The organism is Streptomyces violascens, from assembly GCF_014649955.1.
Classification (GTDB): Bacteria; Actinomycetota; Actinomycetes; order Streptomycetales; family Streptomycetaceae; genus Streptomyces; species Streptomyces violascens.
This window is the reverse complement of record NZ_BMUA01000008.1, coordinates 241,915-263,941: the sequence shown is the minus strand read 5'-3', so window position 1 is coordinate 263,941 and position 22,027 is coordinate 241,915. Positions and strand designations below refer to the sequence as shown.

Sequence of the window (22,027 nt, the reverse complement as noted above, 5' to 3'; positions counted from 1 at the left end):
ATGGATGGCTCCTGTGCTGGTCAGCGGCTTCGGGTGGTGGCCTGCGCGGTGGCGGGAAGAGGGCGGGGCGTCGTCCCGGGTGCGGCGCTCGGTCCTGCCGGGGGCAGTGCGATGACCGAGGCGAGGGCGTTGATCCCTGCTGAGGTGAGGCGTACGCGGTCCTGGGGCGGCCCGCCGATGTAGGCGGCGTGCGCCGTGCCCGCCGCTCGCTCGGCCAGGCCCTTCGTCTCCAGGGCGCGCAGGGTGCTCATCAGCACCTTGGGTTCGCGGGAGCGGGTGAACTCGCGGCCCAGCGAGCTGCTGGCCACGACGTGTCCGCAGGCGATCTCGGTCAGGGCTGTGCGTTGAACGGGGCTGAGCCGGTCCTCGGGGGTTGGCGCGGTGGCCCAGCGGCGCCGCCGGGTCTCGGCGGCCAGCGTCATCGCGCAGTTGACGGCGGCTTCCGGGGCCAGTGCGGTCAGCTCGCGAGCGGGCCCGGTGCGGAGGTCGGCCGAGGCGCCGGCGAGGAAGGCGAGCTGCTTCAGCCGCATGACGATCTCGCTCAACTCCTCGCTCTCGTAGAGCCGTTCGCCCTGGATCGCCCTGATGGCGGACCGGGTGTTGGTTGCCAGACGCTGCGCGCAGACGGCGTGGGCATCCGGGGCGGGCGGGTCGGTGGCACGGAGGAGGAGGCCGAGTGCGTCGTTGTGCTGGGTGTACTGGTCGGCCAGGTGGAGCAGCCGCTCGACGGGCGTGGGCGGGGGCGGCACATCGAAGAGCAGGGTTTCGGCGGGCGGCTCGGTCATGAGCGACGCCGCGCGATCGGGCAGGGCTGCATGGGGCTCGTCTTTCGGGTTGGGTATGGCCCGGAGTCCGAGCACGCGGCGATCCGGCCGTCGGCGCCTGCCACGTACCGAGGCGAGACCATGACCCGGTCGTCGAGTGCGTGCGGGCTCATCGGCTCACCCCCCCGCTTCACCGCAGCCGTGGGGGTGGTGGTCAGCGCGGCCTGGGGGCGGGGCTGAGCCAGGGCGGGTGCGCTGGAATCGAGAGCATGAAGGGCTTGTTCCCCGGCGCCCGTCAGCAGCAGACGCCGACCGGAGTAGAGCAGGCGTCCGCCGTCTTCCGCCTCGATGAGGCCCTTGCCGCGTAGGGACTCGAAGGTTGCCATGGTGATCCGGGTGGAGGTGCCGGTCTCGATGCGGTGTTTGCCGTCCGGGTCCTGGTGCAGGCGCGCGTACCCGCGCTGGATCATCCGCAGGGCCCCACGCTGTGCGCTGCTCAGCGCCCGCACCGGAGATGCCGGGCTCAGGGCCGCTGCTTGCCGTGGGTCTTCAGGTGTGGCGGGGGTCGGGTCGGCGTGGTGTTTCTCGGCTTTGTGGCGGGCTGGTGCCTCGGCCTTGTCGGGGAATTCCGCGGCGTCCGTGGCGCGCACGTATCCCTCTCCCAGGAGGCCGGCCGCGATCTTCAGATGGGCATCGAGAGCGTCGCGACGTCCGGAGGGCCGGGGGCGGGTGCGGCCGGTGGCCGGGTCGGGCTGGGCGTCGATGCGGTGGTATTCCGCGGCGACGGAGATGGCCGAGGCCAGCTGGGCGGTGGCGTCCGTACCGAGACGGACGGTGTGGCCGAGGTACTCGATAGCCGAATGGCCCGCGGCGCTGCCGTACGCCAGCGGATGGGTGGAGGCGGTGAGCAGGTAGGTCAGGGCGGTGTTGGTGATGCCTTGGGCGGTGGCGTACCGCGAGGCCAGCTCGTCGAACGCGGGGACGCCGGCGACCGGCTTGCTGTTCTCCACCGTGCGGCGCAGGGCGAGGAAGTCGTCGGCGATGCTGCGCAGCCGGTCACCAGCGCGGGACTGGGGTTGGTCGGTCATGGGCAATTCCGGGAGGGGCTGGGTCTGTCGGCGGGTACGGGGGCCGGTGACTGGGGCGTGAGGCGGGGGCGTACGGCCGTGGTCGGCGCGGCCGATGCGGCTGGGGGCAGCCCGATTCAGGCGGCGAGGACGGTGGTGCCAGGGATGGCGAGGTCAGCGGCGTGGGATGGCTGGCAGAACGGGCGCTGTCGGCATGGCCGGGGTGCCCGGCGACGTGCCGATCCGTGCCGTGGGGCGCAGTGTGCGCAGGTACCCACCGGAGGAGGCGAGGCGCCAGAACGTCCAGCCGTCCCGGACCGGGCTGATGTCTGGTCGCAGGGCGCGCAGGACCGCCGTCGAGGCACCGCTCGGGCTCTTGTAGATCCCTTCGCCCGGCCCCTCAGGGATGGTGACGCAGGCGGTGGTCGGATCGTAGAGTGCTTCGATGCGAGTCCGGGCATAGATCGCGTACACCGGGATCGCCGATGGCCTGCCGGTGGGCGTTGCCGACTCCTGTGGTCCTTGGGCCGGTGTGTGCGTGAAGTGCGCAAGGAGCAGGCGCATGACGTCGTGCGGAGCGATGCTCCAGGCCCGCGAGAGCAGCGCGATCTGCTGGTGCGTGGCGGGGTCGAGTTCGATGGTCGTGGCGTTGGCTGATGTCATGGGTGGTCCAGGTTCCGGCGGTACTGGCTGGCGCGGGCGCCGCTATGCGGCCTTGTCGAAGTCGGCCTGCTTCGGGGCGGCCTTGGCGACGGCGCGCTCGGTGATGCCCTTGGAAGCGCGGGCGGAGGCGGCGGACAGTTCGGCGGCGCCGGGTTCGAGATACCAGGGGCGCAGGTCGAGCATGGCCGCGCGCAGGCCGGTGGCGAACGCGAGCGCTGTCCCCTTGGGCAGGGCCCTGATCGCGTCGGCCGGCAGGATGCGCTCCTGCCGCATCGACACCGACGTGGACTTGCCGGACTCGGACGTCGAGGTGGAGGTGGTCTCGACGTCGTGGTCGCCGATCAGCCGGGACAGCTTGTCGGCGAAATCGGGGTCGTCAATTCCGGAGCCGATGACCTTGATGGTGGAGGCGGACCACATGGCGTCCATGCCCGCGTCTCCCCAGACTTTCTGGCCCTGGCGGTAGGACTGGAGGTGACTGATGAGAGGGTCGGGCAGGTGAGCGAGACACCGAAGAACACCCTGCAATACCGCTCTGACGGGCCAAAAGACGCTCCTGTCCTGGTCCTGGGCCCCTCACTGGGTACCACATGGCACATGTGGGACCGCCAGATACCCGAGCTGGCGGGCAGCTGGCGGGTCGTCCGGTTCGATCTGCCGGGCCACGGTGGCGCCCCCGCCCAGCCGGCCCACTCCATAGCCGAGCTCGGCGACCGGCTGATCGCCACCCTCGACGGCCTCGGCGTCCAGCGCTTCGGCTACGCCGGCTGCTCCATCGGCGGCGCGATCGGCGCCGATCTGGCGCTGCGCCACCCGCACCGGGTCGCCTCGCTGGCCCTGGTCGCGGCCTCTCCCCGGTTCGGCACCGCCGACGAGTTCCGCCAGCGCGGTGTGATCGTCCGCGCCAACGGCATGGACCCGATGGCCCGCTCCGCGCCCGAGCGCTGGTTCACCGCCGCCTACGCCGCCGCCCAGCCCGCGATCGTGGAGTGGGCCGTGCAGATGGTCCGCACCACCGACCCCGCCTGCTACATCGCGGCCTGCGAGGCGCTCGCCGCCTTCGACATCCGTGCCGAGCTCGGCCGCATCACCGCCCCCACGCTCGCCCTGGTCGGCGCCGAAGACCGGGTGACCGGGCCCGGCGATGCGCGCACCCTGGTCGCGGGCATACCCGGCGCCGGCCTTGCCGTGGTGCCGGGTGCGTCCCATCTGGCCCCGGTCGAGCAGCCGGCCGCCGTCACCGATCTCCTCGTACGCCACTTCTCCACGGCCTGGCAGGCTGGGCCCGATTCAACTACAGGGCTCACCGCGATTCCGACGCCGCCCGCCGTGCCCCTGCCGGTGGCCCCGGCAGTGCCCGAGGCTCCGGCCCAGGAGGCGGCGCCCGCCCCCGTCGAGCCGGCCGTGACCCCGGACGCGTACGAGCTCGGGATGAAGATCCGGCGGGAGGTCCTGGGCGATGCCCATGTGGACGCCGAGACGGCCGCCGCCGACGCCTTCAGCACCGACTTCGACGAGCTCACCACCCGCCACGCCTGGGGCGAGGTGTGGGCCCGGGACGGCCTCGACCGGCGGACCCGGGCCGCGGTGGCTCTCGCCGCGCTCGCCACGGGCGGCCACCTGGACGACCTCGCGGCCCACATCCGCGCCGCGCTGCGCACCGGGCTCACCCCGGACGAGATCAAGGAAGTGCTGCTCCAGACCGGCGTGTACTGCGGCGTTCCCGCGGCGAACGCCGCGTTCCGCGTCGCCGGCGCGGTCATCCGGGAGGAGACGACCCCGCGCGGATGACCTGTATTCCGCGCCCGTGCGCGGTGCCGGGAGCAGGATGGGGGTCATGAACCTGAAGCTGACCAAGAAGACCCATGCCTGCGTCCAGCTGGAGAAGGACGGCCGCACCCTCGTCATCGACCCGGGTACGTTCAGCGAGAGCGACGCGGCGCTCGGTGCCGACGCGATCCTGGTCACCCACGAGCACCTCGACCACTTCAACGAGGAGCGGCTGCGGACCGGCCTCGAAGCCAACCGAGCCGCCGAGATCTGGACCCTGCGCAGTGTCGCGGAGCAGATCTCGGCGGCCTTTCCCGGCCGCGTCCACACGGTCGGCCACGGCGACGCCTTCAGCGCGGCCGGCTTCGACATCCAGGTGCACGGCGAGCTGCACGCGGTGATCCACCCCGACATCCCGCGCATCACCAACATCGGCTTCCTGGTGGACGGTTCGGTCTTCCACCCCGGTGACGCCCTGACCGTCCCCGACCACGCCGTGGACACCCTCATGCTTCCGGTGATGGCCCCCTGGAACAAGATCTCCGAGGTCATCGACTACGTGCGTGAGGTCAAGCCGCGCCGCGCCATCGACATCCACGACGCCCTGCTCACCGACCTCGCCCGGCCCATCTACGACTCTCAGATCGGCGGCCTCGGCGGCGCCGACCACGCCCGTCTGGCGCCCGGGGACTCGACGCAGCTGTGAGTGTCACAGCCGGGCGGTAGGTTGGGATCCATGCGCATCGCCACCTGGAACGTCAACTCGATCACCGCCCGGCTGCCCCGCCTGCTGGCCTGGCTGGAGAGCACCGGCACGGACGTGCTGTGCATCCAGGAGACCAAGACCACCGCCGAGGGCTTCCCCACCGCCGAGCTGCGCGAGCTCGGCTACGAGTCCGCGGTCAATGCCACCGGCAGGTGGAACGGGGTGGCCCTGGTCTCCCGCGTCGGCCTGGACGACGTCGTGCGCGGCCTGCCCGGCGGCCCCGACTACGAGGGGGTCGAGGAGCCGCGCGCGATCTCGGCGACCTGCGGCGGCGTCCGCCTCTGGTCGGTCTACGTGCCCAACGGCCGCGAGGTCGAGCACGACCACTACGCGTACAAGCTGACCTGGTTCGAGGCCCTGAAGGCGGCCGTCGCTGAGGACGCCGCGGGGAAGCGGCCGTTCGCGGTCCTCGGCGACTTCAACGTGGCGCCGACCGACGAGGACGTCTTCGACCCGGCGGTCTTCGCGGGCCTCACCCATGTCACCCCCGCCGAGCGCGCGGCCCTCGCGGCCCTGCGCGAGGCGGGCCTGTCCGACGTGGTGCCCCGCCCGCTCAAGTACGACCGTCCCTACACGTACTGGGACTACCGCCAGCTGGCGTTCCCCAAGAACCGGGGCATGCGCATCGACCTCGTCTACGGGAACGAGCCGTTCGCCAAGGCCGTCAAGGACAGCTATGTGGACCGCGAGGAGCGCAAGGGCAAGGGCGCCTCCGACCACGCGCCGGTCGTGGTGGACCTGGAGGTCTGAGGGCCGCGGGTCACCCCGGGGCTGACGTGGCACCCCGCGTGCCTGGTAGTGCAACTGAGCCTCGAATGGGAGTCTGGATCGTATGAACTTCCTCCAGAACTGGCGAAAGCGGCACACAACGGCGCCCGGGGTGGCGGTCTACGGGGCTGTCCGGGAAGACCCGGAGGGCGTCGCGGAGCTGCTCTCGCAGTGCGAGCTGCTGCGGACCAGAGCCTGGGAGAACAAGCTCGAACTCGACGACAGCCCGACGTCGTTGGAGGCCCTCGACCAGCTGCCCCCGCGCTGGCGAGAGGACCCGGAGGAGCTGCCCTGGCTCGGCAATGACGCCGGCCTGTATCTGGGCACCGTCATCGTGCGCACCGTCCCGGGCGCGAGCTGGGACGTGTGGCCCAGCGGCCAGCCGGTGGTGCGGCTCGCCTCCGGCCGCGAGATCGACGTCGTGGACGCGGGCCTCACCTGGGCCGCGACGGGCGCTCCCGAGCTGTTCCAGGTGTACGCCGAGGCCTCGGAGGCCTGACCGGCCCCCCTCCCGGCGCCCGTCGGCCGATGTGGCCAAAATAAGGTTTATGCCCCTTTTATGCGTGTCGAGATGAAGTGCTCTACCAGGCTGGATAGTTTGCGCTGACCTCGACACAGCGATGAGTGGGCAGGACAGCGTATGGCCGTCGATCCGTTGATCGAGCTGCGTGACGTCAACAAGCACTACGGGAAGCTGCACGTCCTCCAGGGCATCAACCTCACCGTCGGGCGCGGAGAGGTGGTGGTGGTCATCGGCCCGTCCGGCTCGGGCAAATCGACGCTCTGCCGGACGATGAACCGGCTTGAGACGATCGAGTCGGGTTCGATCGCCATCGACGGCAGACCCCTCCCCGAGGAGGGCAAGGGCCTCGCCGAGCTCCGTGCCGAAGTGGGCATGGTCTTCCAGTCGTTCAACCTCTTCGCGCACAAGACCGTCCTCGCCAATGTCTCGCTGGCCCAGATCAAGGTCCGGGGCCGCAAGAAGGAGGACGCGGACAAGCGCTCCCACGAGCTCCTGGACCGGGTCGGGCTCGCCTCCCAGGCGGAGAAGCTCCCCGCCCAGCTCTCCGGCGGCCAGCAGCAGCGCGTGGCCATCGCCCGCGCCCTGGCCATGGACCCCAAGGTCATGCTCTTCGACGAGCCCACCTCCGCGCTCGACCCAGAGATGATCAACGAGGTGCTCGAAGTCATGCAGCAGCTCGCCCGCGACGGCATGACCATGGTCGTCGTCACCCACGAGATGGGCTTCGCCCGCTCCGCCGCCAACCGCGTCGTGTTCATGGCGGACGGCCGCATCATCGAGGACCGCACCCCCGACGACTTCTTCACCAACCCGCAGAGCGACCGGGCCAAGGATTTCCTCTCCAAGATCCTCAAGCACTGAGCGGGGGTGTACGCAACGATGATGGCCACACGACGCGCGCTCGCCGCCCTGTTGCTCGCCCTGGCCGTGGCCGGCTGCGGCAAGTCGGGCAGCCCGCCGGTGAAGGGACCGAAGGCCGAACTGCTGCCGCACTACACGGTGGCCAAGGACATCAGCCTCCCCGGGTCCCCGGTGTGGCGGCGGGCGAAGAACCGCGGCCACCTGATCGTCGGCGCCAAGGAGGACCAGCCCTACCTCGGCGAGAAGGACCCGGCGACCGGCGTCTACACCGGCTTCGACATCGAGATCGCCAAGATGATGTCCGCCTCCCTCGGCTTCGACCCGAAGACCATCGAGTTCAAGACGATCGCCTCGGCGAACCGCGAAACCGCCCTGCAGAACGGCCAGATCGACTACTACGTCGGCACCTACACCATCAACGCCAACCGCAAGAAGCTCGTCGGCTTCGCGGGCCCGTACTACATGGCCGGGCAGGGCCTCCTGGTCCGCAAGGACGAGAACGGCCTCACCGCACCCCAGGACTTCGACGGCAAGCGGGTCTGCTCGGCCGCCGGATCGACCCCGTACCAGCGGATGCAGAAGGACTACCCGAAGGTCGACATGGTCGCCTACGACACGTACTCCGTGTGCGTGGACAACCTGCTCACCTTCCAGGTCGCCGCGGTCACCACCGACGACACCATCCTGAGCGGCTACGCGGCCAAGGTGCCCGACGAACTCAAGGTCGTCGGCAAGCCGTTCTCCAAGGAGCCGTACGGCATCGGCGTGCCCAAGAGCGACAACACGCTGCGGTTCGCGCTCGACGACGCCATCGAGGCCCACGAGAAGAACGGCGACTGGAAGAAGGCGTACGCCGCGACGCTCGGCCTGTCCGGGCGCCCCGCCGCCCCCGCCCCGCCCATCGACCGCTACCCGGCGAGCTGAGGCCGCAATGGACGTACTCACCAAGAACTTCTCGCTGTACGGCAAGGGCTTCCTCGGCACCGTCGAACTCACCGTCTACGCCTCGGTCCTGGCGCTCGCGCTCGGCTTCGTCATGGCGTCCTGCCGGGTCTCGCCGGTCGGCTCGTTCCGGGTGCTCGGCACGGTGTGGGTGACCGTGCTGCGCAACACCCCGCTGACGCTGCTGTTCTTCGCCGTGCTGCTCGGCCTGCCGCGCTTCGGGCTTGTGCTGCCCTTCCAGCTCTTCGCGGTGATCGCGCTCGGCTGCTACACCTCGTCCTTCATCTGCGAGGCACTGCGCTCCGGCATCAACACCGTGCCCAAGGGGCAGGGCGAGGCGGCCAGAAGCCTCGGGATGACCTTCGGGCAGACCCTGTCCACGGTGGTGCTTCCACAGGCCTTCCGGTCCGTGATCCCGCCGGTCGGCTCCACTTTGATCGCACTCGCGAAGAACTCCGCGATCGCCGGGGCGTTCAGCGTCACCGAACTCCTCGGCACGTACAAGACGTTGAGCGAGCTCGGCTACAACATCATCTGGACCTTCGTCTGGATCGCGATCGGCTACCTGATCATCACCCTCTTCATCAGCGCCGTCTTCAACATCCTCGAAAAGCGCTGGGGAGTCGCCCGATGACCGCGCCACTGGCCACGGAATCCACCGCCCTCTACGACATCCCCGGGCCCAGGACCCAGCAGCGGCACCTGGTCTACGGAGTCATCTCGACGGCCCTGATCCTCGCCCTGCTCGGCTGGGTCGTCTATCTCCTCTTCGACACCGACCAGTTCACCTCCGCGAAGTGGACGCCGTTCGAGTACAAGGGCATCCAGGAGCTGCTGCTCCGCGGGCTCGGCAACACGCTGCGGGCCTTCGCGTTCGCCTCGGTGTTCTCCATCGCGCTCGGCGCGATCCTCGCCACCGGACGGCTCTCCGACCACCGGCCGCTGCGCTGGATCGCGACCCTGCTGGTCGAGTTCTTCCGCGCGATGCCCGTCCTCGTGATGATCTTCTTCATCTTCGTGGCACTGAAGGTGCAGCCGCTGCCCGCCCTGGTGGCCGGGCTCACGCTCTACAACGGCTCGGTGCTCGCCGAGGTCTTCAGAACCGGCGTCAACTCCGTGGAACGCGGCCAGAAGGAGGCGGCATTCTCACTCGGCATGCGCAAGACGCAGGTCATGACGTACGTGCTGGTCCCGCAGGGGATCCGGGCGATGCTGCCGACCATCATCAGCCAGCTGGTGGTCGCCCTGAAGGACACCTCGCTCGGCTACCTGATCACCTATGAGGAGTTCCTGCACGCGGGGAAACTCATCGCATCGAATCTCGACTACGATTTGCCGTTCATCCCCGTGGTGATGGTGATCTCGCCGATCTACATCGGGATGTGCATGCTGCTTTCCTGGTTCGCCACCTGGATGGCCAGGAGACAGAAGCGCAATCCCAAGACGGAGGCCGTGGACGTCGCACCGGCTGAACCAGGGACGCTGCTGGCGAGGGGGGTCCCCCCTGGACATTGAGTCCTTGGGGGAGCAGTAGCTGAGGGGCAAGAGCCCGCCCGGCAGCAGCCGGTGATCACTTCTCGCGGAGAGGGACCGTCAGACTGGACGGGTCTGACGCGGGCGAGGAGAAGGTCAGCTGCGCGCCGAGCGGGTTGTGCTCGATGTAGAGCGGGTCGACGGTGTCCACCACCAGTGCCAGACGATGGCCGGCCGGAACGTCGTACGACGTGGAGAACAGCTCCAGGTCGACGGGGAACGGCTTGCCGGGCGTCTGTCCGTGGAAGGTGAAGGGGGCGTTGCTGACCAGCTTGCCGAGGCCGAGCGGGCCCACGTCGTAGAGGTATGCGACGAGGGTGCCGCTCTCCTTGGTCGAGGTGAGCGTGGTGTGCAGCTTGGCGGTTCCCCGGATCCTGCGGTCCTCGCCGTACGCCGGGGACTGCCACACCGCCGCGAACGAGCGCGGAAGCAGCGGAATCGACGCCATCGGCGGCAGCTTCGCGAACTGGTCCAGGATGCTGGACAGGAAGATGATCCCGCCGTCGGCGCCCGAGTCGACGTTCGCCCAGATCTTCTGCGTGCCGTTCAGCGCCAGCTTCTCCGTGGCCGTGCCGACCGCCTGCCAGCTGGGATAGCCCTCGTAGGAGCCGTCCGTACGGGATTTGAGCTGGACCGGCTGCTCCTTGTCGATGCCGTTGTCGGCGCCCTTGAGGTAGTGGTCGAACCAGCGGTGGGCGTCGCTCCACACGTCGTTGGGCAGCCCGAGCAGGCCGGTGGCCTCGGCGGTGGCGTGGTCGCCGGGGCGCAATTCCAGGCGCTTGGGGCCGGTCAGCTTCGTGAAGAAGTCGGCGTACTGGTTGGGCGGGAAGAGGCTGTCGCCCCAGGCGTTGCCCAGCATGAGGGCGGCGCCGTTCTTGTTGATCTGGTCCAGATAGGTCGCGGGGGAGCGCTTCCTGCCCCAGTCGATCATGTCCTGTTCCTTGGACAGGTCGGAGCCGAGGAACTCCTTGAGGATCTGGTTCAGTTCGGCGCTCGGGCGGCCGGTGATCCGGCCCGCGGCGCCCAGCATGGCGGCGGCCTGGAGGTGCTGGGTGCGGCCGCTGTAGATGGACTGGATGAGGTCGGCCCAGCCGCTCATCGCCACGACTGCCTTGATCCGCTTGTCGTGACCGGCCGCGAGCAGGCTGATGCCCGCGCCGTACGAGACGCCGCCCATGCCGATCCGCGCGGGGTCTGAGGGGGTGTGGGCGAGCGCCCAGTCGATCACCGAGGAGACGTCGGCGACGTCCGGCGGCCCCGCCACCTCGATGTTGCCGCCCGAGAGCCAGAAGCCCCGCGAGGTGTAACTGACCACCGTGTAGCCCGCGTCGGCGAGCTTCTGGGCCTGGGCGAGGTATTCGATCTGGGGCATGCCCCAGCTGGTGGGGAAGACGATCAGTGGGTACCTGTCGCCGGCCTCGGCTCCGGCCGGCGTGAACACATTGCCCTTGAGGGTGATCCCGCCGGAGCCGGGGATGTCGTAGAACTTCAGGCTGCTGCTACTGCTCGCCGAGGCGGTGTTCGCGGCTCTCGCCGGGGCCGCCTCGGCCACGGGGGCGAGACCGAAGGCGGCGCCCGCGAACAGGGCCGCGGCGGTGAGGGCCGCGGCCGTGGTCCTGGACGGCCGGCCGGACAGGTGGTGGGGGGCCATGAATCGCTCCTCGCTCGCGCCGGTGCAAAGTGCCCCGACGGTAACCGCGAGGGCTTACCTGGGGTAACCGGTCGGTAAGTTACGCGAGGGTAACGATTATTGGACGGGGTGTCAGTTAACCGGCGGTGCCGGTGTTGCCCGTGAGCGCGCTCTTGGCCTTCCAGGCGTCGTACGACAGATTCCACTCGCCGTAGCCGTTGTTGAGGGCCTGGGTGCCCTTCGCGTCGTCGCCGGTGATCTCGAACGGGTCGCCCACCTGCACCGAGTCGTACACGAACTTGGCGTCGCCGTCGCTCATGCCGATGCAGCCCGAGCTCTTGTTGGCGGAGCCGAAGTAGCCGGAGTTCCACGGCGCCGCGTGCGCGTACATGCCCGACCAGGTGAGCCGCATCGAATAGTCGACCATCTTGTTGTACGAGCTGCCGAGGCCGACGGTCTCCGAGTTCATGTTGATCGTCCCCTCCTTCGCCATGAGGACGGTCTTGCCGCGCCAGGACGCCTTGTCGCCGCCGGGGGTGCCCGCCGACATCGCGATGTCCTTCACCAGCTGGCCGTCGCGGAACAGCTTGAGGCGGTGGTTGTCGAGGTCGACCTTGATGAGCTGGTTCTTGCCGACGGTGAAGCCGGTCTTGTAGTCCTTGGTGAACCAGCCGCCCGAGGGGCCCGAGTCCACGCCGTTGAGGTCGGCCTCCAGGGTCACCTTCGTGCCGGGCTTCCAGTAGTCCTTGGGGCGCCAGTCGATGCGCGACTTGCCGGAGTAGTCCTCCATCCACCCCCAGGAACCCTCGGTGTTGTCCGAGGTGGTCACCTTCAGCTGCTTCTCCACCGCGGCCTTGTTCTTCACCGGGTGGTCGAACACGATCGAGAGCGGCTGGCCGATGCCGACCGTGGAGTCCTTGCCGGGCGCCAGGCTCAGCTTGTTCTCCTTCTCGGGGGCCGCGGTCGCGAAGTCGGCCTTCGCGGAGCCGCCCTTGTCGTCCTTGGCCTCGATCGCGTACGAGGCGCCGGGCGCGGCCACGCGGTCCGAGGTCCACGTCCTGCCGTCGGCGGATATCTTCCCGTCGAGCTTGCCGCCCTTGGCGTCGGTGACCGTGACGCTCTGGAGCTTGCCGTCGGCGAGCGTCACCTTCACCGGCTCGCCCGCCTTCGCCTGCTTGCCCGTCAGGTTCACCGAAATCTCGGTCTTCTTGCCGGACTTGAGATCGGACTTCGCGCCACCGGACGAGGAATCGCCGCCGCCGCAGGCGGTCAGCGCCGCGGCGAGCACCGCCGTTCCGGTTATGGCGGCCAGGCGGACCGGTCGGCGGGGCAGGGTGTGACGGCGTATGCGGCTCAACTGGAAAACCTCCGTTGCAAATGCTTTTCCGTAGGTGAGAGTCATCAGCTGGACTTTAGGTTGCAGCGCGCGCCGAGAAACTCTCCATTCGTTGTGTGACGAGAACCGCAGCGCCATGGTCATGGTCCCGTCATATTCGTAGTGCAGGGCGGTCACGGACCGCTGTGAGCATCCTGTGCATCCCCGACGGGCCGACGACGGGGCGCACTTGGGAGGCCACAGACGTGTCCGCACTGCTGGTGACCGGTGACCGCGACCAGGATGCCGGGGTCCGCGGCCTCACCGCCGTCGAGTACCGCGCCTTTCTCGCGGGACGCGCCGACGTCAGCTTTCTGCAATGTCCCTCGTGGGCCGAGGTGAAGGACCAATGGTTCTCGGAAAGGGTCGGATGGTCCCTTGACAACGGTGAATTGGCCGGGGCCGCCCAGATCCTCTACCGGCAATTCCCCGGCACCCGGAAATACTTCGCCTACCTTCCGGAAGGCCCGGTGGCCGACTGGGCCGACCCCGAAATGGACCGCTGGCTCCAGCCGTTGCTGCGCCATCTGCGCCGGGCGGGCGCCTTCGCGGTACGGATCGGACCGACCCCCGCCTACCGCCGCTGGGACGCCGCTCGCCTGAAGGCCTCCACCGGAGCCGGCCGCAGGATCGGCGACGTCCTGGCCACCGAGGTCGACCCGCTCGGCTCCGCCGTCGCGGAACGCCTGCGGACCCGCGGCTGGAAGAGGTGCGGCGGGGACGACGACGGCGACGCGGACGCCCAGCCCCGCCACGTCTTCCGGCTGCCCCTGGCCGGCCGCGGCATCGACGAGCTGTGGGCCGGGCTCAACCAGGAGTGGCGGCGCAACGTCCGCGCCGCCGACCGGGCCGGGGTACAGGTCGTCGCCGGGGAAGCCCGGGACCTCCCCGAGTTCTACCGGCTGCTGAGGATCACCGAGGAGCGCGACGGATTCCGGCTCGGCCGCTCGCTCGCGTACTACGAGCAGCAGTACGCGGCCCTGAACGCCGAACAGCCCGGCCGGATGCGGCTCTGCCTCGCCGTCCACCAGGGCGAGGTGCTCGCCGCGCACACCATGATCACGGTGGGCCGCCGGGTCTGGTACCAGACCGGTGCCTCCGCCGACCACCGCCGCGAGGTCCGTCCCAGCAACGCGCTCCAGTGGCAGATGATCCAGGACGCCCATGCGCTCGGCGCCGAGGTGTACGACATGCGCGGGGTACCCTCCACTCTTGATCCGCGGGACCGGCCCTTCGGCCTCCTGCGCTGGAAACTCGGCACCGGAGGACAGGTCGTCGAGACGCTGGGGGAGTGGGAGACATCCATGGGCGGGACCACCAACAACGCGCTGTACCGCGCCTTCCAGGCGTACCTGGCCCGCCGATGACCACGACCGCCCCGCAGACCGTGGACAAGAGCGGCAAGAGCTCCGGCCTGCTGCGCAGCAGCGCGCTGATGGCGGCGGGCTCGATCGTCTCGCGCGCGACCGGCTTCGTACGCTCCGCGGTGATCGCGGCCGCGCTCGGCGTCGGACTGCTCGGCGACGGCTACGCGGTCGCCAACAACGTGCCCAACATCCTCTACATGCTCCTCATCGGCGGCACCCTCAACGCGGTCTTCGTGCCCGAGCTGGTGCGCGCCGCCAAGGAGCACGCCGACGGGGGCGCGGCCTACACCGACCGGCTGATGACCGCCTGCACCACCGCGCTGGTCGTCGTCACCGCGCTCGCGGTGTTCGCCGCGCCCTTGATCGTCGGTGCCTACACCGACTACACCGGCGCCCAGGCCGACCTCACGACCGCCCTTGCCCGCTACTGCCTGCCGCAGATCCTCTTCTACGGCCTGTTCACCCTGTTCGGCCAGGTCCTCAACGCACGCGGCCGGTTCGGCGCCATGATGTGGACGCCGGTGCTCAACAACCTCGTCGTCATAGGGGTGTTCGGGCTCTACCTCGCCCTGGCCGCCACCGGCGGGGGCACGCTGAGCGCGGGGGACGCCCGGCTGCTCGGCTGGGGCACCACGGCCGGCATCGCCGTCCAGGCCATCGCCCTGATCCCCTCGCTGCGCTCGGCCGGGTTCCGCTGGCGGCCCCGGTTCGACTGGCGCGGCAGCGGGCTCGGCCGGCCGCTGAGGTCGGCGGGCTGGGCGGTGCTGCTCGTCGTCTCCAACCAGCTCGCGTACTGGGTGGTGACCCGGCTCGCCACCACCGCGGGAGCCGAAGCCGTGGCGGAGGGCGTCGGCGGGGGAGCGGGATACACCGCGTACACCAATGCGTACGTGCTCTGGATGGTTCCGCACGGCATCGTCACCGTGTCCCTGGTCACCGCGCTGATGCCGCGGATGAGCCGGGCCTCGGCGGACGGCGACCTCGCGGCGGTGCGCGCGGACCTCTCGTACGGGCTGCGGACATGTGCCGCGGTGATCGTCCCCGCGGCCTGCGCGCTGTTCGCGCTCGCGCCCTGGATCCTCGGCTCGGTCTACGAGTACGGCAGGACGGGCGCCGGCGACATCACGGTGATGGCGGGCATGCTCATGGCGTTCGCGCCGGGTCTGATCGCGCTGTCGGGCCAGTACGTCCTGTCCCGCGGCTTCTACGCGCTCGGCGACACCCGCACCCCGTTCCTGCTCAACCTCGTCATCGCCGGGGTGAACGCGGGCCTCACCGTCGTCGCTTACCTTGTGCTGCCCGCGCGCTGGGCGGTGACCGGGATCGCCGGGGCCTACACGGTGGCTCTCTTCGCGGGGCTCGCGGTCACCGCCTACACCCTGAACCGCAAGGTCGGCGGCGGCCCGCTGCTCCGCTCCCCGGCGCTGCTCGCCCATCTGCGGCTGCTCCTGGGGTGCGTGCCCGCGGCCGCGCTCGGCTACGCGGCGGCCCGCGCGGCCGACCCGCTCGGCAGCGTCGCCGCGGCCGGCGCCGGAGCCGTGACGCTCGTGGTCGCGCTCGCGCTGCTCGCCCGGCCGCTCGGCCTCACCGACATCAACGCCGTGATCGCCAAGGTCCGCGGCGGCCGCCACCGAACCCGGTGACGGGACAAAAGAGACGGTTGGGATACTGACCTCCATGCCACGCGTGCTTCTCATAGAAGACGACCCCTCCGTCCGCGAAGGGGTCGAGCTCGGGCTGCGCAGGCGCGGCCACGAGGTGCTGGCGGCCGGGACCGGCGAGGCCGGACTCGGCTCGCTCAAGACCTTCCTGCCCGACCTGGTGCTGCTCGACCTGATGCTGCCCGGCATGAACGGCGTCCAGGTCTGCCGCCGGATACGCGAGACCAGCCAGCTTCCGATCATCATGCTCACCGCGCGCGGCGACGACTTCGACGTGGTGGTCGGGCTCGAAGCGGGCGCCGACGACTACATAGTCAAGCCCGCCCGCACCGAGGTCATCGAGGCCCGCATCCGGGCCGTACTGCGCCGCCTCGCCGACCCCGCCGCCGCCCGCCCAGGACCCGAGTTCCACGGCGAGCTCGCCCTCGACCGGGCGGGCCTGACCGCCGCCAAGAACGGCGAGCGCCTCCCGCTCGCCCCCTCCGAGCTCAAGCTCCTGCTGCACCTCGCGGCCTCGCCCGAGCAGGTCTTCAGCCGCCAGCAGCTCCTCGAATCGGTGTGGGAGCACAGCTACCACGGCGACGCCCGGCTGGTCGACGCCTGCGTACGGCGGCTGCGGCAGAAGCTCGGCGACACCTCGGGCCCCGACGCCGGCCCCCGCTACATCCAGACCGTGCGCGGCTTCGGCTACCGCTTCGGGCCCCTGTGAGACTCCCCGTCCGCCGGGCCCTGCGCCTCGGCCTGCGCACCCGGCTGATCGCCGCGTTCCTCCTGGTGGCCGCCGTCAGCGCGGTCACCACCGCGGCCCTCACCTACCAGTCGGCCCGCTCGGCCATCCTCCAGCAGACCCAGGACCAGGCCGTCGAGCAGTTCCGCGAGCAGATAGCCAACCAGCACTTCGGGCTGCCCCCCTCCACCGCGGCGCTGAAGGACGTCAGCCAGGCGCTGGCCAGGGCGGGCAAGCCGCGCCCCTGGATCGTGTTCGCCGAGTACGGCAGCCTGCGGGCCTCCTCGACCATGCGGCCCACCTCGACCGTGATCACCGACGACCTGCGCAGCCAGACCCACGCCAACACGCACGCCTCGTTCCAGCGGGTGGTCCAGGACGGCACCCCGTACCTGACCATCGGCATGCCGGTGATGTTCGACCAGTACGGCCACCAGCAGCGCAGCGGGGTCTACCTGTATGCCGTGATGGACCTCAGGCCGGAGGGCGTCACCATCCAGGCCATGGTCTCGGCGGCCAAGAACGGGGCGCTGCCCGCCCTCGCGGTCGCCGTGGTGCCCGCCCTCCTCGCCGCGCGCAGCGTGCTGCGGCCGGTGCGCGATCTGCGGCGGGCCGCGAGCAGCATGGGCAAGGGCCGGCTCGACACCCGTATCGAGGTCAAGGGATCGGACGAACTCGCCGATCTGGCCTGGACGTTCAACGAGTCGGCGGAGGAACTGGAGCGCTCGGTCGAGGAGCTCCAGAAGGCCGAGGCGCGGGCCCGGCGGTTCGCCTCCGACGTCTCGCACGAACTGCGCACCCCGCTGGCCGGCATGCTCGCCGTGACCGAGGTGCTCGACGAGGACGCCGACGGGCTCGACCCGGACACGGCGCGCGCGGTGCGCCTCATCTCGGCCGAGACGGGCAAGCTGGCCACCCTCGTCGAGGACCTGATGGAGATCTCCCGCTTCGACGCCAAGGCCGCCGAGCTCAACGCCGACGAGGTCGATGTCGCCGAGACCATCCGCAAGACCCTCCAGGGGCGCCACTGGGAGGACCGGGTTGTCACTCGACTCCCGGACGGCGTACGGGCGATGATCGATCCGCGGCGCTTCGACATCGTGGTGGCCAACCTCGTCGGCAACGCCCTGCGGCACGGCTCGGAGCCGGTGACCGTACGGCTGTGTCCGAGTTCCGGCGGCGGGCCGCTGGTGGTGGAGGTCGCCGACAGCGGGCCCGGCATCGACGCGGCCGTGCTTCCGCACATCTTCGACCGCTTCTTCAAGGCGGACGCGGCCCGCACCCGCTCGGCGGGCAGCGGCCTCGGCCTCGCGATCACGATGGAGAACGTACGGCTGCACGGCGGCACGGTGAGCGCCGCGAACGGCCTGGACGGCGGCGCGGTCTTCAGGGTCGAGCTGCCCACCGGCCTGCTCGCGGCCGCACCCGCGCAGGCGGCGCGATGAGGCCCAGGACCACCGGGCCCCGGGCACTGGCCGCGCTCGCCCTGCTCCCGGCCGGACTCCTCGCGGTGGGCTGCGGCATCCAGTCCACCGACGTCATCGCGGTGGGCGGACCCGCGAGCGCGTCGGCCGTGCCGCCCGACGCCGACGCGAATGGAACGGTCCTCTACTTCGCGGGACCGGACGGGCTGATGCCCGTGCTGCGGCCCGCCCGCTCCGGGCCGCAGCTCCCGCTCCTCTTCGCGGGTCCCACGAAGGCAGAGGCGGCCGCCGGGATCCGTACGGAACTGCCACCGGGCCGGGGCGCGTCGAAGCTGAGCCTGGCGCAGGGCATGATCACGGTCGCGCTCGACCAGGACGTCGCGGGGCTCACGCCGCTCGCCCAGCAACAGATCGCCTGCACCGTGGCGCAGTCGGTTGCGCCGGGCGGGGACCTGAAGGTGACGATCACGGGCACCGACGACCACAGCTCCCTGAGCCCCCTCGCCTGCCCGGTCTGACAGGGCGCCGGGCCGCGAAGGGGGCCCTGGACAGGCATCAGCATGATCCCGGGCTGTTGACTTCAATTCAGTAAACCCATGGGTAACACTCTGGCGTCCGGGCCGCCGACGGACCAAGCTCTGCGTGTGGAGAATTCAGCCAGCCCAACGCAGCCCGGGGCCGCCCCGATCGTCCTGCGGCTGCGGCGCACCCTGATCTGGGTCCCGCTCGCCGCGATCGCGGTGGCCGTGATCTGGTGCATCGCCGCCGCCTCCGTCTTCGACGGGCCGAACAGCGGCTTCGCGGGCCCAGTGATGGCCGTGTCGGGCGTGGCCGTCCTGGTCGCCGCGGCCACCTTCGCGGGCTATCTGCTGCGCCCGCTGCGGCTCGATGTGGACGCCGACGCGCTCACCGTGCGGCTGCCGACCTGGCTGGCCGGCCGCATCGACTGGGACGACGTCACCGCCGTGACCGCGGTCGCCGTACGGACCGGCCACAAGGTGCGCCGCTTCCTCGTCGTCGACCTGCGCTCACCCGCGCTGCCCTACATCAGCCGACCGCGCTCCATGTACCGGCGCCTGGCGCCCGTCCTCGGCCGCGCGAAGGGCGCGCACGGGCTGTGCTTCGAGGAGCAGATCTTCGACTTCGACGCGGCCGGACTGCTCGATGCGGTGCGGGGGTGCGCGCCCGCCGAGGTAGCCGTCGAGAACCGCACGGTGGAACCGGCCGAGAGTCCCTGGGAGTTCTGACCGGCTTCTTGCCAGGTGGCAGGGCGAGCGCCACCGTGTACGCGTACGTCTCGCGCGCCGACAGCACCACCAGCGAGCCGTACGCCGACGACCGCTGCCCGGAATCGGAGTGCCCATGGCCGGATTCACGCTGCCCCACACCCTCCACGGCGACGGCGCCCATCGGGTCGTCGCCGTGCACGGCTGGCTCGCCGACCGCGGCGACTACGCCGCCGTGCTGCCCGACCTCGACGCCGCCGCCTTCACCTACGCCTTCGTCGACCTGCGCGGCTACGGCGAGGCCAGGGACGCCTCCGGCGCGTTCACCACGAGCGAGGGAGCCCAGGACGTCCTGGCCCTTGCCGACCGGCTCGGCTGGCACCGGTTCTCGCTGATCGGCCACTCGATGGGCGGCGCCGTCGTCCAGCGCGTCCTGGCCGCCGCCCCCGACCGCGTGCGCCGCATGGTCGGCATATCGCCGGTCCCGGCGAGCGGCATGCCGATGGACGAGGCGACCCGCGAACTGTTCACCGAGGCCGCCGAGCACCCCGCCAATCGCCGCGCCATCATCGACCTCACCACCGGCGGTGACCGCCCCGACGCCTGGCTGGACCGGATGACCCGGCGCTCGGTGGACCGCAGCGACCCCAAGGCGTTCCGCGCCTGGCTCGACTCCTGGTCCGGCGAGGACTTCCACGAGGAGACCGAGGGCTCCCCGGTGCCCGCGCTCGCGGTGACCGGCGCGCTCGATCCGGCCCTCAATGCCCAGTTCCTGCGCGCCACTTGGCTGCGCTGGTACCCGGCGGGCCAGCTCGTCGAACTGCCCCACGTCGGACACCACGCCATGGACGAGGCACCGCTCGACCTGATCCGCACCGTCGAGGACTTCCTGCGGGCCGACCATGTCTGACACGCCCGATGTCCTCGGCAGGCCCCATCATGCCCACCATGGCTGCTGACACCCCCGACGTCTTCGACCCCCGCCTGTACGCGGCCGGGCCGCCGCACCTCGCCTACCGCGAGTTGCGCGACCACCACCCGGTCGCGTGGCAGGAGGAGCCCGAGGTGCTCGGCTGGCCGGCCGGCCCCGGCTTCTGGGCGGTCACCCGCCACGCGGACGTCGTACGGGTCCTCAAGGACGCGGGCACCTTCTCCTCGGCGCTCGGCGCCACCCAGATCCGCGACCCCGACCCGGCGGACCTGCCGTTCATCCGCCGCATGATGCTCAACCAGGACCCTCCGCGGCACGGAAGACTGCGCCGCCTGGTCAGCCGCGCCTTCACGCCCGGCCGGATCGACCGCTTCGAGGCGCTGGCGCGCGAGCGGGCCCGTGCCCTGCTCACCGGGGCCCGCGACGGCGCCGAGGACGGCGTGGCCGACCTGGTCGCCGACGTCACCGATGACTACGCGCTGCTCAACCTCACCGACCTCCTCGGGGTGCCGCCGGGCGACCGGGGCCTCCTCCTGGAGTGGACCGAGCGCGTCATCGCCTACCAGGACCCGGACGAGCCGCCGGTGCCCGGCCCCGACGGGCGTCCGGTCAACCCGCGCTCGCCCGCGATGCTGGCCGAGATGTTCGCGTACGCCCAGGAGCTCGCCGCGTACAAGCGCGAGCGTCCCTCCGACGACATCATGACCTCGCTCGCCCACTCCGAACTCGCCGACGCCGAGCTGGAGATGTTCTTCTTCCTCCTGACGGTGGCGGGCAACGACACGGTACGCAGCGCGGCCCCGGGCGGCCTGCTCGCGTTGGCCGAACACCCCGAGGCGCGGCTTGAGCTGATGGAGCGCCAGGTTGCTGTGGACATGGCCGTCGAGGAACTCCTGCGATGGCATCCGCCGGTGCTGAGCTTCCGGCGCACCGCCGACCGGGCCACCGTCCTCGCCGGACAGACCGTCGCGGCCGGCGACAAGGTCGTCGTCTTCCACGCCTCCGCCAACCACGACGAGCGCGTCTTCGCCGACCCGCACCGCCTGGACCTGGCCCGCAGCCCGAACCCGCACGTCTCGTTCGGCGACGGCCCGCACGTGTGCCTCGGCGCGCACTTCGCCCGGCTGCAACTCAGGGTGCTGCACGAGGAGGCGCTGCGCGCCCTGCCCCGCACAGAACTCGCGGCCCCGCCGCGTCGGCTCGTCTCCAACTTCATCAACGGCATCAAGTCTTTGCCGCTGAGGGTGGGTTAACTGCCCGCCCGGTGCGAGGTGCGGATCACCGGGGCCGGTTCCTGGGCCGCCCGGGTCACATCGGCGACGAGCTCCACCACATCGGGCCCGTACGCATGCGAGTTGACGACCTTCAGGAGCAGGCAGAACGAATTGCTGCCGTGCTTGCGGGCGAGCTTCTCGGAATTACGGGCGAGATAGCGGGTGGCGGCCTGGTTGGTGATCGCGGATTGGCCGCAGAACAGGAACACCGGGCGGGAGTCCGGGCCCGGTGTGAGCCGGGCCAGGATCACGTACTCGCAGACGCCGTTCTCAAGCCGGTAGCGCTCCGAGCCGATCTGGAAGGCGCCGCGGTCGGGGCTCGGCTCGGAGTCCACGTTCATCTTCACGCCGGGCAGGAGCGATGCGAGGTGGGCTCCCATCCGCCGATTTGAATAGGGCCCGCCGAGGCAGAATTCGGTGCGCTCGCCGAAGCCCTGCTGGGCGAGATCGTGCTGGATGATCTGGGCGTGCGCTCCGCAGTCCTTGATGAGCGAGGAGAGTTCGAGGAGTGCGAACACGTCGAATCGGTGCACCGCGACCTCGTGCCCCGCGGCCCGGTTGACGACGAGCAGGCACTCCGAGTGGTCGGGCAGCCCGAAGAAGGCCTGTTTGCGGCGGAGTTTGCGCTTCCAGAGGTAGTTCCGGGCGACCCAGCCCAGGGCGGCACTTATGCCCGCCGCCACCACGCCGAGCACGATGTTGCGTACGTCGTCATTCATGGGCGGGCATGCTAGCGGGAGTTCGCGCCCCTGTTC

The 22,027-nt window shown here is 70.6% G+C and carries 22 protein-coding genes and 1 pseudogene; 16 read left to right on the top strand and 7 right to left on the bottom strand.

Annotated elements, in window-relative coordinates; genetic code table 11:
- Nucleotides 1-20: 20 nt before the first annotated feature.
- From IE206_RS19295 to IE206_RS19280, 4 genes and pseudogenes are all read right to left on the bottom strand, one after another.
- Nucleotides 21-785, bottom strand: coding sequence for a hypothetical protein (locus IE206_RS19295; RefSeq protein ID WP_189963544.1), 765 nt, complete (start codon nucleotides 783-785; stop codon nucleotides 21-23).
- Nucleotides 782-1,852, bottom strand: coding sequence for a hypothetical protein (locus IE206_RS19290; RefSeq protein ID WP_189963542.1), 1,071 nt, complete (start codon nucleotides 1,850-1,852; stop codon nucleotides 782-784). Before IE206_RS19290 ends, IE206_RS19295 begins: the two co-directional genes overlap by 4 nt.
- A gap of 153 nt (nucleotides 1,853-2,005) precedes the next feature.
- On the bottom strand, nucleotides 2,006-2,494 hold the full coding sequence (locus IE206_RS19285; RefSeq protein WP_189963540.1) for a hypothetical protein: 489 nt from the start codon (nucleotides 2,492-2,494) through the stop codon (nucleotides 2,006-2,008).
- Nucleotides 2,495-2,536: 42 nt separating this feature from the next.
- A pseudogene (locus IE206_RS19280) lies at nucleotides 2,537-2,977 on the bottom strand (TraM recognition domain-containing protein); the annotation flags it as partial.
- A gap of 15 nt (nucleotides 2,978-2,992) precedes the next feature.
- Here IE206_RS19280 and pcaDC point away from each other — a divergent pair.
- The 8 genes from pcaDC (at nucleotide 2,993) to IE206_RS19240 (ending at nucleotide 9,639) form a co-directional block, all read left to right on the top strand.
- Complete coding sequence (pcaDC, locus tag IE206_RS19275; protein ID WP_189963538.1) at nucleotides 2,993-4,285, top strand: bifunctional 3-oxoadipate enol-lactonase/4-carboxymuconolactone decarboxylase PcaDC; 1,293 nt, start codon at nucleotides 2,993-2,995, stop codon at nucleotides 4,283-4,285.
- A gap of 46 nt (nucleotides 4,286-4,331) precedes the next feature.
- Complete coding sequence (locus IE206_RS19270; protein ID WP_373300946.1) at nucleotides 4,332-4,970, top strand: MBL fold metallo-hydrolase; 639 nt, start codon at nucleotides 4,332-4,334, stop codon at nucleotides 4,968-4,970.
- A gap of 30 nt (nucleotides 4,971-5,000) precedes the next feature.
- A complete protein-coding gene (locus tag IE206_RS19265; RefSeq protein WP_189963534.1) occupies nucleotides 5,001-5,780 on the top strand; it encodes an exodeoxyribonuclease III in 780 nt (259 codons plus the stop codon).
- Nucleotides 5,781-5,862: 82 nt separating this feature from the next.
- A complete protein-coding gene (locus IE206_RS19260) occupies nucleotides 5,863-6,297 on the top strand; it encodes a DUF6278 family protein (protein WP_189963532.1) in 435 nt (144 codons plus the stop codon).
- A 141-nt stretch (nucleotides 6,298-6,438) separates the two neighbouring features.
- Complete coding sequence (locus IE206_RS19255; protein ID WP_189963530.1) at nucleotides 6,439-7,182, top strand: amino acid ABC transporter ATP-binding protein; 744 nt, start codon at nucleotides 6,439-6,441, stop codon at nucleotides 7,180-7,182.
- Nucleotides 7,183-7,200: 18 nt separating this feature from the next.
- Nucleotides 7,201-8,106: a glutamate ABC transporter substrate-binding protein gene (locus IE206_RS19250; protein WP_373300945.1), complete on the top strand. Its 906-nt coding sequence runs from the start codon at nucleotides 7,201-7,203 to the stop codon at nucleotides 8,104-8,106.
- Nucleotides 8,107-8,113: 7 nt separating this feature from the next.
- Nucleotides 8,114-8,758 (top strand): amino acid ABC transporter permease, encoded by a 645-nt coding sequence (locus IE206_RS19245; RefSeq protein WP_189963526.1) that lies wholly within the window; start codon nucleotides 8,114-8,116, stop codon nucleotides 8,756-8,758.
- A complete protein-coding gene (locus IE206_RS19240; RefSeq protein WP_189963524.1) occupies nucleotides 8,755-9,639 on the top strand; it encodes an amino acid ABC transporter permease in 885 nt (294 codons plus the stop codon). Before IE206_RS19245 ends, IE206_RS19240 begins: the two co-directional genes overlap by 4 nt.
- 55 nt (nucleotides 9,640-9,694) lie before the next feature.
- Here IE206_RS19240 and IE206_RS19235 read toward each other — a convergent pair whose 3' ends face one another.
- Nucleotides 9,695-11,308 (bottom strand): alpha/beta fold hydrolase, encoded by a 1,614-nt coding sequence (locus IE206_RS19235; protein ID WP_189963522.1) that lies wholly within the window; start codon nucleotides 11,306-11,308, stop codon nucleotides 9,695-9,697.
- Nucleotides 11,309-11,423: 115 nt separating this feature from the next.
- The gene (locus IE206_RS19230; protein WP_189963520.1) at nucleotides 11,424-12,689 is read right to left on the bottom strand and encodes a L,D-transpeptidase; all 1,266 of its coding nucleotides are present in this window, start codon (nucleotides 12,687-12,689) and stop codon (nucleotides 11,424-11,426) included.
- A gap of 179 nt (nucleotides 12,690-12,868) precedes the next feature.
- On the opposite strand from IE206_RS19230, the gene IE206_RS19225 reads away from it, so the two are divergent.
- From IE206_RS19225 to IE206_RS19190, 8 genes are all read left to right on the top strand, one after another.
- Nucleotides 12,869-14,029, top strand: a complete 1,161-nt coding sequence (locus IE206_RS19225) for a lipid II:glycine glycyltransferase FemX (protein WP_189963518.1) — start codon at nucleotides 12,869-12,871, stop codon at nucleotides 14,027-14,029.
- Nucleotides 14,026-15,672, top strand: a complete 1,647-nt coding sequence (gene murJ / locus IE206_RS19220; RefSeq protein ID WP_189963516.1) for a murein biosynthesis integral membrane protein MurJ — start codon at nucleotides 14,026-14,028, stop codon at nucleotides 15,670-15,672. Before IE206_RS19225 ends, murJ begins: the two co-directional genes overlap by 4 nt.
- 34 nt (nucleotides 15,673-15,706) lie before the next feature.
- Nucleotides 15,707-16,399, top strand: a complete 693-nt coding sequence (locus IE206_RS19215; RefSeq protein ID WP_189963514.1) for a response regulator — start codon at nucleotides 15,707-15,709, stop codon at nucleotides 16,397-16,399.
- Nucleotides 16,396-17,862, top strand: a complete 1,467-nt coding sequence (locus IE206_RS19210) for an ATP-binding protein (protein ID WP_226599732.1) — start codon at nucleotides 16,396-16,398, stop codon at nucleotides 17,860-17,862. Before IE206_RS19215 ends, IE206_RS19210 begins: the two co-directional genes overlap by 4 nt.
- Nucleotides 17,859-18,359, top strand: coding sequence for a hypothetical protein (locus IE206_RS19205; protein WP_189963512.1), 501 nt, complete (start codon nucleotides 17,859-17,861; stop codon nucleotides 18,357-18,359). The genes IE206_RS19210 and IE206_RS19205 overlap by 4 nt, the downstream gene beginning before the upstream one ends.
- A gap of 126 nt (nucleotides 18,360-18,485) precedes the next feature.
- Nucleotides 18,486-19,088, top strand: coding sequence for a hypothetical protein (locus IE206_RS19200; protein ID WP_189963510.1), 603 nt, complete (start codon nucleotides 18,486-18,488; stop codon nucleotides 19,086-19,088).
- A gap of 115 nt (nucleotides 19,089-19,203) precedes the next feature.
- Entirely contained in the window at nucleotides 19,204-19,977 is a 774-nt protein-coding gene (locus IE206_RS19195) for an alpha/beta fold hydrolase (protein ID WP_189963508.1), read from the top strand.
- A gap of 38 nt (nucleotides 19,978-20,015) precedes the next feature.
- Nucleotides 20,016-21,251: a cytochrome P450 gene (locus tag IE206_RS19190; RefSeq protein WP_226599731.1), complete on the top strand. Its 1,236-nt coding sequence runs from the start codon at nucleotides 20,016-20,018 to the stop codon at nucleotides 21,249-21,251.
- Here IE206_RS19190 and IE206_RS19185 read toward each other — a convergent pair.
- On the bottom strand, nucleotides 21,248-21,991 hold the full coding sequence (locus IE206_RS19185; protein ID WP_189963503.1) for a hypothetical protein: 744 nt from the start codon (nucleotides 21,989-21,991) through the stop codon (nucleotides 21,248-21,250). The two genes, IE206_RS19190 and IE206_RS19185, sit on opposite strands and share 4 nt — an antisense overlap.
- Nucleotides 21,992-22,027: the final 36 nt, after the last annotated feature.

Bases quoted from the DNA above. Each gene is read 5' to 3' on its own strand.
- IE206_RS19295 (WP_189963544.1), bottom strand. From the start codon at position 785: ATGACCGAGCCGCCCGCCGAAACCCTGCTCTTCGATGTGCCGCCCCCG.
- IE206_RS19290 (WP_189963542.1), bottom strand. From the start codon at position 1,852: ATGACCGACCAACCCCAGTCCCGCGCTGGTGACCGGCTGCGCAGCATC.
- IE206_RS19285 (WP_189963540.1), bottom strand. From the start codon at position 2,494: ATGACATCAGCCAACGCCACGACCATCGAACTCGACCCCGCCACGCAC.
- IE206_RS19270 (WP_373300946.1), top strand. From the start codon at position 4,332: ATGAACCTGAAGCTGACCAAGAAGACCCATGCCTGCGTCCAGCTGGAG.
- IE206_RS19265 (WP_189963534.1), top strand. From the start codon at position 5,001: ATGCGCATCGCCACCTGGAACGTCAACTCGATCACCGCCCGGCTGCCC.
- IE206_RS19260 (WP_189963532.1), top strand. From the start codon at position 5,863: ATGAACTTCCTCCAGAACTGGCGAAAGCGGCACACAACGGCGCCCGGG.
- IE206_RS19255 (WP_189963530.1), top strand. From the start codon at position 6,439: ATGGCCGTCGATCCGTTGATCGAGCTGCGTGACGTCAACAAGCACTAC.
- IE206_RS19250 (WP_373300945.1), top strand. From the start codon at position 7,201: ATGATGGCCACACGACGCGCGCTCGCCGCCCTGTTGCTCGCCCTGGCC.
- IE206_RS19245 (WP_189963526.1), top strand. From the start codon at position 8,114: ATGGACGTACTCACCAAGAACTTCTCGCTGTACGGCAAGGGCTTCCTC.
- IE206_RS19240 (WP_189963524.1), top strand. From the start codon at position 8,755: ATGACCGCGCCACTGGCCACGGAATCCACCGCCCTCTACGACATCCCC.
- IE206_RS19235 (WP_189963522.1), bottom strand. From the start codon at position 11,308: ATGGCCCCCCACCACCTGTCCGGCCGGCCGTCCAGGACCACGGCCGCG.
- IE206_RS19230 (WP_189963520.1), bottom strand. From the start codon at position 12,689: ATGACTCTCACCTACGGAAAAGCATTTGCAACGGAGGTTTTCCAGTTG.
- murJ (WP_189963516.1), top strand. From the start codon at position 14,026: ATGACCACGACCGCCCCGCAGACCGTGGACAAGAGCGGCAAGAGCTCC.
- IE206_RS19215 (WP_189963514.1), top strand. From the start codon at position 15,707: ATGCCACGCGTGCTTCTCATAGAAGACGACCCCTCCGTCCGCGAAGGG.
- IE206_RS19205 (WP_189963512.1), top strand. From the start codon at position 17,859: ATGAGGCCCAGGACCACCGGGCCCCGGGCACTGGCCGCGCTCGCCCTG.
- IE206_RS19195 (WP_189963508.1), top strand. From the start codon at position 19,204: ATGGCCGGATTCACGCTGCCCCACACCCTCCACGGCGACGGCGCCCAT.
- IE206_RS19190 (WP_226599731.1), top strand. From the start codon at position 20,016: ATGGCTGCTGACACCCCCGACGTCTTCGACCCCCGCCTGTACGCGGCC.
- IE206_RS19185 (WP_189963503.1), bottom strand. From the start codon at position 21,991: ATGAATGACGACGTACGCAACATCGTGCTCGGCGTGGTGGCGGCGGGC.